At 51.2% G+C, this 291-nt stretch carries 1 protein-coding gene; it reads right to left on the reverse strand.

Annotated elements, in window-relative coordinates; all coding sequences use genetic code 11:
• Positions 1 to 185: hypothetical protein (locus AC1RPG_RS08685; protein WP_481762585.1), on the reverse strand; the 185-nt coding region annotated here is incomplete at its 3' end.
• Positions 186 to 291: the final 106 nt, after the last annotated feature.

The following is a 291-nucleotide window of genomic DNA, read 5'->3' on the forward strand; positions in this document are numbered from 1 at the left end:
TTCGAATACCATCCCATGAGGAAAGTTTCCCACAGGCGTTGGACCATTTCTACCGAATACTGCTCAGCAGCCGCATTCCAGTGCTGCGCCACGTTATTGGGCCTGAATGTCTGTTCGAAATAGCTTCGAGCCGCACCCAGCATTGTGGAATCGACTACAGGCCACTTTATATCATCATATTTCATTGGCCGTATTCCTTCAGGGCCTCGGCCCATGCGGTTTGGAAAACGACCCACGCGTGGGTCGTTTTTGGGTCCAAATAGTTGTCACCGCCGCGATATAGAATCATGG

It is taken from the genome of Dellaglioa sp. CoH-57-MRSF-18 (genome assembly GCF_056781995.1).